Source organism: Aquimarina pacifica (assembly GCF_000520955.1).
Lineage (GTDB): Bacteria > Bacteroidota > Bacteroidia > Flavobacteriales > Flavobacteriaceae > Aquimarina > Aquimarina pacifica.
Genome location: NZ_JACC01000020.1, coordinates 1 through 10654, shown reverse-complemented (window position 1 = coordinate 10654; position 10654 = coordinate 1). Strand labels below are relative to the sequence as shown.

2 protein-coding genes are annotated in these 10654 nt (G+C 37.6%); both read left to right on the top strand.

All coding sequences use genetic code 11. The features are described from left to right. Positions 1 to 35 precede the first annotated feature (35 nt). Complete coding sequence (locus tag DZ60_RS24235; RefSeq protein WP_025742140.1) at positions 36 to 2414, top strand: cellulase family glycosylhydrolase; 2379 nt, start codon at positions 36 to 38, stop codon at positions 2412 to 2414. Between the two features lie 459 nt (positions 2415 to 2873). Further along, the gene (locus DZ60_RS24230) at positions 2874 to 10601 is read left to right on the top strand and encodes a PKD domain-containing protein (RefSeq protein ID WP_025742139.1); all 7728 of its coding nucleotides are present in this window, start codon (positions 2874 to 2876) and stop codon (positions 10599 to 10601) included. Positions 10602 to 10654: the final 53 nt, after the last annotated feature.

The following is a 10654-nucleotide window of genomic DNA, read 5'->3' as shown; positions in this document are numbered from 1 at the left end:
GAAAAATGGTTTAACAAAAAGAAATTTTAAAAAACATGAGAAAAGTACTAACATTATTAGTAGTTGCCATTCTGGGGTTAAACCCAATGACAACTCTATTTGGTCAGCAACAAAATTTCTTGACTGCTTCAGGAAACAAGTTGTATGATAGCACCGGAAAAGAGGTGCGACTTACTGGTGTCAACTGGTTTGGTTTCGAGACATCATTATACAGCCCACATGGGATTTGGAGTCGAGACATGAAAAGTGTTTTACAGCAGATCAAAGACATGGGATTCAATACGATACGTGTGCCTTGGTGTAATGAGATGTTAAATCCGGGAGCATCGGTTAACATAAATTCATACGGAACAGATGCTTATAGCGGTGTTTCTCCTATGAATGAAGAAGAAGCTACTGTAAGTACTCCAATAGAATTAATGGATATCTTTGTAAGATGGTGTCAAGAAAATGATATGAAAATCGTTTTAGACAATCACTCTAGGGCAGCTGATGGATTTCTTAATGAAGAAGTTTGGTATACCGATGAGTATTCAGAAGAGAGATGGATTAATGATTGGCTTTTTCTAGCAGATCGTTATAAAGAATATTCTGCAGTGGTAGCTATGGATTTAAATAATGAACCTCACGGATCTACTTGGGGAGACAGTAATCCTGCAACAGATTGGAACAAAGCAGCCGAACGATGTGGTAATGCCATCCTAGAAGTCAATCCTGATGTATTGATTATGGTAGAAGGTGTAGGAGAATTTGAAGGAGATACCTGGTGGTGGGGTGGACAGCTTAAAGGAGCTGGACAGTACCCTGTTGTATTATCTGATCCAAGTAAATTAATTTACTCAGCTCACGAATATGGACCAGAAGTAGCACAACAAGATTGGTTCGAGGCGCCTAATTTTCCAGAAAATATGCCAGCTTTGTGGGAAGAACATTATCATTATCTATACGAAAGTAATACTTCACCAATATTGATAGGAGAATTCGGTATTAGAAATCAGAATGCCTATGGTGGTATTGCGTATACATGGTTTACAGAATACATGGACTTTATGGGTGATATTTACTCATGGACATTTTGGACTATGAATCCTAATTCTGGAGATACCGGAGGAATTTTACAAGATGATTGGACTAGCGTTAATCAATGGAAATTGGACGTGTTACAACCACACGTAGCACCATTAATACCTAATGTTATAGGAGATGAAACAGGTAATTTACCACCAGTAGCAAGGTTAACATCTTCTGATACTTCTGGAGATGCTCCTTTGACAGTAAGCTTTAGTGCATCTACTTCTTCTGACCCAGATGGTGATAGCTTAACATATAGCTGGAATTTTGGTGATGGTAGTGCTACTGTAACAGGAGAGACTGCAACCCATACATTTGTAGATTTTGGAGACTATCTAGTGGTACTAACAGTTAGTGACGGAGAATTATCTGATACAGAAACTGTAACGATATCGGTAGATGACGGAGAAGGACCAGCACCAGTAACAGCTGTAATTTCTTCAGAGATTATAAATGAGGTAGCACCAGCAACAGTAATTTTTGATGGTTCAGGATCTTCAAGTGAGGACGGTAGTTCATTAACATACGTTTGGGACCTTGGTGATAATAATAGTGCAATCGGGGAGGTAGTATCTCATATCTATACCGAAGAAGGAGAATATAATGTTACACTTACAGTTTCTAATGGTGATTCAACTGATACAGAAACAACTACCATTGTCGTACTTCCTAATGATAGTACAGGAGATTGTTCATTTGGAGCTCCATTGAGTACTTCACTAGAATCAATAAACAGGTCTTTTAACTATAGTTATACCTTAGGAACCGGAGGACCAGATCTTAGTAATGTTACTAGTTTTGTGATCAATTGGGATCTACAAAATAATGGGCTTTGGCAATTTTCTATGAACACTAATAATGGGCAACCAAGTTGGTGGAATGACTTAAAGACGAATATAACTAGTCAGAATTTTAACAGTGCATCACCAGCCGTTACATTATCAGGAACAGGGTTTCCAAATCTTGATGGGTCTTATTATGTAGCAATAGATGGTAGCAATTTTGTTATGGTATCAATAGATAGTGCATTTACTCTTTATTTTAGTAATCAGACAACAGAACCAGCGTGTAGTGATGAGAGTAAGTCTTCGACATTAACTGCAGGGTTATTAGCCAAAGCACTTAGCAATCCAGCAACTTCAAAATTTGAGATCGAGGTACTTTCTTCAGAAGTAACAGACATGACGCTTTATTCCATTACAGGACGTAAATTGTTATCAGTTGCTCCAGAAGCATTGAAAACAAGAATAGTAACTTTTGGAGAAGAATTATCTACAGGAATCTATATGTTAAAAGTGCTTCAGGGTAAAGAATCTCAAACATTGAAATTAGTAAAAGAATAGTGTTATGAACCTAATTTGTGGTAGTTACTTTGTGCAATGAATGTCTAAAAACATTAAAAATTTGGATTACTCTAGTATAAAGTAGGTATTGCAAAAACATAAATAATAAAATAGTGTCTAAAAACAAACCAATCTTCTTGGTTTTATATAACATGCCATTTCTTAAAGAAAGTTTGTGGTATTTGTTTTAGACCATAGACATCAAGAAAATTCATGATTCTTCTCTAGAGAAAACTCATGGATTTTCTGGATGTTTTACTGATATATGAACTTGTACTAAATAAGGAAATGGTTTAGTATAAAGTAGAACTGCTTTCACAGATTTATTCTTTGTTAACCAGGTGGATAGCGAAATTAATTTTCAGTATAAAAATGATACAAGTCACTGCACAAGGGGTAATTCAATCTCTTGTAGTCTAGTGAAAAATTGACTCTTTTAACCACAATAATACGTAATGTATGAAATCACAGCACACCCAAAATAAAACGCTTCGGGGTTTTATAAAAGGGCTCAACGTAAAGCTATTGTATGCAATAGCAATAACTGTTTCAATAGGGTTGGGCATTAATGCCGTTTCACTATTTTTTGACGGTACCGCAGGACCAGAAATGACCACACAAACATGGCCTGCAGGAACTTTTTTAGCCAATTTCCCAGAGGGAGATAGGATTAATACATACCACCGTAATCATTTAATGATTTCTGGTCAGGAAGGAACCGGGATATGGGATATTTCTAACCCTACTGCCCCTACAAAATTACAATCAAATGCTGCGGCCAATAATGGGCACAGATGGTGGAAAATGGGAGACCTTTATTACAGAGAATATTCTGTGCCCGAAGTTGCAGGTACAGGATATAAATATCTGGATTTGTCTGACATGCTTAATAGAGTACCCATCACATCTTCAGATGTGCTTTTTACAGTAGAAGACGGCCAGTCACATTACGATAATTTAGAAACTTTTCCTCATACGGTAGATGGTAATCGCGTATATGATATGAGAACAGGAGAGTTTATGAGTGAAATACAAGATGCTGTTACGCTTCCCGATATTGTGGTGCGTATGGGTAACTATGTGTTTTATGCCCCCCAAAGTGGAGAAATTACAGTATATGATTTCGGAGATGCAGAAAATATTAAATACCTAGGTTCTTTTGGAGGTGATGTTCCCCACGAACAATACAGTACAGGTTTTCAAGTATGGAGAAATTATTTAGTTTATATGAGCGGTAATGAGGGAGATAACCTTGTTGCTTTTGATATTAGTGATCCAACCAATGTTACCCACGCGTTTAATATTCATTCTGATGATATTACTCTAGGACGTTACATGACTTTTCAGGATGAATATGGATTTACAGGAAGATTCGACCGTGGTGTAAAATATAATTTTGAGACCATGGAGGTAGAACAAGAATTCTTACCACCTTCTGATGATGAATCTTTACAATTTTTGGATAATCAATGGCTCCCAATAGGTCATATTCTTGTTGCAAGTGGAGACGGTAAAACTTCTATATTTTCACACCAAGATGAGCTAGATACGAATCCGCCTTATGTAGGACATCATTTTCCTGTAGCCGGAGCTACGAATCAGCCAATAGGAACAACTATAGGTTTTGTTATTAATGAAGTAATAGATGATTTGTCTGTTACAGATGAGACAATACAAGTACGCCCACTAGGCGGAGAACCCATTGTAGGTGATGTAACATCAACGTCATACCAAGTTACTAACTATGCACCAAGAGAACCACTATTACCTAATACAACATACGAAGTAAAATTTGTAGAAGGAGGTATAAAAGATGCAGTTGGTAATGGGATGGAAGAATATGTTTTTTACTTTACAACAGGGGGAGACGATTCTAACCAATCCCCAGAGGTAAGCGGTATTGATACAAGTATCCCTTCACCTATGTTGATAGGTTCAACAATAGATTTTACCGCCAATGCAACCGATGCAGAAGGTAACAGCCTTACTTATCGGTGGGATTTTGGAGACAGTTCTGCAAAGACAGATTGGATTGGTAATACAACCTCTTATACTTATGACGAGCCCGGAAATTATTTGGTGCAAGTACAAGTTTCTGATAATAATGGTGGATTTTCTGTGGCATCGCAAGCAATAACAGTAGTGGCATCATTACCCGAAAATTTACCAACACAATCAAGCCCAATAGCAGTAGATACAGAAGAAAGAGTTGTATGGTCAGTTAATCCAGATAATAATACAGTTACTATGATAAATGCCGATGACTTATCGGTTATTCGAGAAGTTGCTGTAGGAGAAGACCCTGTTAGTATTGCCATTGACGAATCTAATCGTGCGTGGGTAAGCTGTAGAGATGCAGATGCGATTTATGTAGTAGATCAAAACGGTACCATTGATGAGGTAATTTCTCTATCTAGTGGAGCTCGGCCTTATGGAGTTGTATTTACACCAGATAGAAATCGTGTCTTTGTATCTGCTTTTGGGTCTGGTGAAATTTTAGAAATTTCTCCTTCAACACATACAGTGATAAATACGTTGGCAATAGGAGAAACACCAAGAGCATTGGCAGTTTCTGGAGATGGTATGACCCTATTAATAACTCGATTTATTTCTGAAGATACCGAAGGTCAGGTATGGCAAGTAGATTTATCAAATTTTAGTATCGGTAACACAATAGACTTAGCACTTGATGACTTTACATCAGATAATGGTAATGCCGGAAGAGGATTACCTAATTATATAGCAGGAGTTACGATTCATCCAGATAATACAACTGCTTGGTCAGTAGCCAAAAAAGATAATATCGTAAGAGGGCTTTCTAGAGATGGTCAACCACTTACTTTTGACAATGCAGTACGAACTGCCTTATCACCAATCAATCTTACAACATCAAGTGAAGAATTGTCAAAAAGACTAGATATCGATAATCACGGTCAACCATCTTCTGCACTATATACACCTACAGGAAACTATCTTTTTGTAACGATGCAGGGGAACAACGAAATAGTAGTTATTGATCCTGAAACAGGTCTAGAATTACTTACTAAAAATGTTGGAAAAGCACCTCAGGGTCTTGCAATAGATACGCAGACCAATCGTGTTTTTGTCAAAAACTTTATGGATAGAACCGTTTCAGTATTTGATGGACAAGATATGATTACTACCGGTGCTAATATCCTAGATGAGGTAACAACCCTTTCTACAGTATCTTCAGAAACACTTAGTGCTACAGTACTAAAAGGGAAACAAATATTCTATGATGCTTCTGATATAAGAATGGGTACCGATGGTTATGTGAGTTGTGCAACATGTCATATTGATGGTACTCAAGATGGTCGAACTTGGGATTTTACCGATAGAGGCGAAGGATTAAGAAATACCATTTCTTTGATAGGAAGAGCCGGAACTGCACATGGTAGAGTTCATTGGAGTGCTAATTTTGACGAAATTCAGGATTTTGAGAATGATATGCGTTCTCATTTTCAAGGAACAGGATTTATGAGTGATGGGGATTTTAATGAAGGAACAACAGCGTTGACTTTGGGAGACACCAAGGCGGGTAAATCTGTAGACTTAGATGCTCTAACAGCATATATCGAATCATTAAATTCATTTGACCCTAGCCCCTATCGTAATGATAACGGGACATTAACCACTGCCGCCGTTGCAGGAAAATCATTATTTGAAGATTTACAGTGTACTTCATGTCACGGAGGTGAGAATTTTACGGATAGTAACACTGGGAGGTTACATGATGTAGGTACAATGAATACTGATAGCGGAAATCGTTTAGGAAAAACATTAATAGGATTAGATGTTCCTACCTTGCGCGATGCATGGGCAACAGCGCCTTATTTGCATAATGGAGCAGCGGCTACAATTATGGATGTTTTGACAACCTATAATTCTAATGATGCCCATGGAGCGACATCAACATTGAGCACTACAGAATTATCGCAGCTAGAAGCATATATTAAGCAAATCGATGGTACCGAACCCGCTTTGTCAGAAGATCTTGTAGTAACAATGGCGACGCCGTCGAATGCAGATGTGATCGAAAAAGCAGATCCTATTCTATTAAGTGTCGACACCAATATTGACGACATCGTAAAAATAGAATATTATGTCGATCAAGAATTAGTAGAAGAAGTAACAACAAGCCCTTTTGAAGCATTCTGGAGTCCTATTATCTGGAAAACATATGCTATAACCGCCAAAGTATATTATAATAATGGCAATACTGCATCAGTTACTCCAGAAATTAATGTGAGCTATAAGAATGATATCAAAGTAATGTTTGTAGTAGGAGATGATGATGAACTTACATCAGAGGATCAAACGATAAAATCACGTCTTGAACAAAAATTAGGATTTACTATTACTCTTTTTGCTGATGAAGATGCAGAAAGACCAGAAGATGCGAATCCTTATGATTTGGTGTTAATATCCTCTTCGGTAGATCCAGGAGTATTAGGAAATGACCTAGAATCGGCAGTTGTGCCGATGATGACTTGGGATCCCTATATGTACGAAAAAATAAGATTAACCACAGGAAGCATAACTTCGGATTTTGGATTTACAGAAGAAGCATATACAACAGCTACCATAACGAATCCTGATCACCCTATGGCCGCAGAAGTAGGAGCAGAAGTATCTCTTTATAGTGTTACAGTGCCTCTACCCTTTGGAACACCATCAGAAGATGCTGTCGTTATTGCTCGAGCAGGAGATGACGCCATTGCCTATGGATATGAAGCAGAAGGTACAATGCCTTCTAGACGTGTAGCTTTTCCTCTTAGAGATCAATTCATGCATTTGTTAACCGATGATGGTTGGGCAATGTTTGATGCTGCAATTGTATGGACCCTGCATGGTGGGGATGCCGATACTCCGGTAGCACCATTAGCAGACATATTTTTTACAAAACCTCTTGATGGAGCATTAGTTAATACTCCACTTGCCGTTGATTTTGATACAGAAGGATGGTCTTTACCATCATCACAGTATAAATTACGTTTTAGAATAGATGGTCAAGATCGAGGGTTTATTTCTTCAGAAGGAGAATTTATAGATGGGACAGCATTATCAGAGGGTCCTCATGAATTAACGCTTGAGATGGAGCGAAGTAATAACTCTTTAACAGCACTATCAGATACCATTACGGTCATTGTAACCAACGATCCTTTGCCAGAAAATCCAACAGCGATTATTAATTCACCGATTGATGGTGGTTTAGTTGCTCCTGATTTTCAGGTAGAATTCTCTACGTATTTATGGGATATTAGCCCTGGTGGACAACACGTGCGATATTTTATTGACGGTCAAGAAATGGGATCTGTATATGAGATTACACCCATTGTTCTAGAAGATATAGCAGATGGAGAACACACCATAGAATTGGTTCTAGCAGAAGCTGATGGTACATTAACAGATTATACATCTTCAATTACGGTTACTGTAGATTCGGCTTTTGAGAATTTACCGGACACTGATTTTAGCTTAGAATATCGTAATAATGGTCAAGCCGGAAATTCGGTAGAATTAAAACCCGTTTTTCAGATTGTAAGTGATGCCGAAGAAGCAATACCTTATTCAGATTTTACAATACGTTATTGGTATACCCCAGAACATGAGGTAGACATGAACTTTAATGTCGATTATACTGCTGTTTCAGGAGTTACAGGAACTTTTGGAAGTGTTGATGATCAGGATTATATAGAAATAGGTTTTTCTGCTTCTTCTGGAAATCTTTCTGCAAACGGAGAGTCAGGTGAGATCCAAACACGGATTAATCATTTAGGTTTTCAGGCTCATGACCAAAGTAATGATTTCTCTTTTGATAGTGGTAAAACAAGTCTAAAACCACATGTATTGGTGACTTTATACTACCAGGGAGAATTAGTTTGGGGATTAGAACCAATAGATGATGGTGGTAATAGTAGACCTAATGCATCCTTTGTCTCAGACTTAACTGTAGGCGAGGTGCCAATGGCAGTCAATTTTGATGCGTCGGGATCTACAGATTCTGACGGAGATACACTTACTTATTCTTGGGATTTTGGAACAGGAGATACTGCATCAGGTGTTACAACATCTTATACATTTACAGAAGTAGGTATTTATGTAGTAACTTTAACTGTTTCTGATGGTAATGGTGGTACAGATACCCAAGTCAGAACAATAACGATTATAGAAGCTGTCGAACTAGAAGCTGCTATTAGTGCAAGTGTGATACAGGGAACGGTGCCGCTTAATGTTGACTTTGACTCTTCATCTTCTGTAATTCCTGAAAATACAGATGTAGCCTATACATGGGATTTTGGAGATGGGAATACAAGTACAGTACCCAACCCTTCGCATATATTTACAGAAGTAGGAATATATCAGGTTATGCTGACACTTACAGACGGTGTAGATTCGAGTTCATCAATAATAGAAATTAATGTTTTAGAAGAAGTTAACCAAGATCCTGTTGCAGCACTATCTACTTCTGTAACTTCTGGGGCAGTTCCAGTATTGGTAACTTTTGATGCTTCATTATCTATCGATCCTGATGGAGATACATTAACGTATTTCTGGGATTTTGGTAATGGTGATACCGCTACAGGAGTAACAACGACTTATGAATTTACCGAGGTCGGAACTCAATTAGTAACGTTGACAGTTAATGATGGTAATGGTAATACTGATAGTGAGATAGTGACAATTGATGTTTATGATGCTTTGCCACCTTTAGCTGCCTCTTTCGACGTAAGTGTTACCACTGGTACCGCACCATTAAGTGTTGCATTTGATTCTTCATCTTCGGTTATTCCTGATGGTAGTGATGTTACGTATTCCTGGGATTTTGGTGATGGTACAACGAGTACATTGGCCAATCCAACACATATATTTACAGAAGCCGCTTCGTATGCAGTTACATTAACTCTAAGTGATGGAACAAATTCTAGTATTTCTAGTATCGTAACCATTACAGTAGAAGAAGAAGAGATTAATTTGGCACCACTAGCAATACTTACAAGTTCTAGTACTTCTGGAGAAGCACCATTTGCGATTGATTTTGATTCTTCAGAATCTAGTGACCCTAACGGAGATGCTTTAGTCTATACATGGGATTTTGGTGATGGTACTACAGGAGGAGGATCCAGTGTATCACATACATTTGGTGCAGGAACTTTTCAAGTTGTATTGACCGTAAGCGATGGATCTTTATTTGATACAGCTTCTATAGAAATTTTTGTTACAGAACCTTTACCAGAAGTTACAGCAGTGATAGCTGCAGATACTAATATAGGTATTGCACCGGCAACTATTAATTTTGATGGTACTGATTCGACAAGTGAACAAGGAGAAATAATAGAATATCTTTGGGATTTTGGAGATGATACGATGGGTACAGGAAGTGTTATAGCCCATGAATATACTGAGGCAGGAACTTATATAGTAACTTTAACCGTTACTAATGAGTATCAAAGTTCTGATATAGCTACAGAAACAATTATTATAACTTCTGATGATGATACCTCTTGTAATTTCGGAACACCATTGAGTGAACCTCTTGCTACTATTCCTAATGCATCATATTCGAATAGTCACGTTTTAGGAACTGGAGGTCCAGACCTAAGCAATGTAACCAGTTTTGTGATTAATTGGGATTTACAAAACAATGGGTTATGGCAGATGTCTTTTAATACAAATAATGGGATACCTGGTTGGTGGATTAATTTGACAACGGCGATTACAAGCCAGAATTTCAATAGTGTAGCTCCACAAGTGACTTTATCAGGAACAGGGATTCCTAATTTTGATGGAGAGTACTATGTAACAATCGATGGAGGTAATTTTGTAATGGTATCTATAAATAGCTCATTTACAATTTACTTTAGTAATTCTGCTGATTTACCTACATGTAGTAATGTGAGTCAAAAATCAGAGTTCAAAACCTCTGAGGTTCTGGCAACAGTCTATCCGATTCCTTCAAATTCGATGTTTACGATGCAGTTAGTATCACCTGATGTTACAGGAATCAAAGTGTATAGTGTTACGGGTCAGGAATTATTGGTATTAGAGCCGGATGCTCTTAAGAATAGAACGATTACCTTCGGAGAGAATTTTGCCACAGGTAATTATTTTGCAAAAGTATTTAAGGACGGAGGATTCCAGATGATACGATTACTTAAGCGATAATTTATTCTAAAAATCAAGAAATATATGTGACGTCCTGAATAATCGTTACAAGA

Bases quoted from the DNA above. Each gene is read 5' to 3' on its own strand.
- DZ60_RS24230 (WP_025742139.1), top strand. From the start codon at position 2,874: ATGAAATCACAGCACACCCAAAATAAAACGCTTCGGGGTTTTATAAAA.
- DZ60_RS24235 (WP_025742140.1), top strand. From the start codon at position 36: ATGAGAAAAGTACTAACATTATTAGTAGTTGCCATTCTGGGGTTAAAC.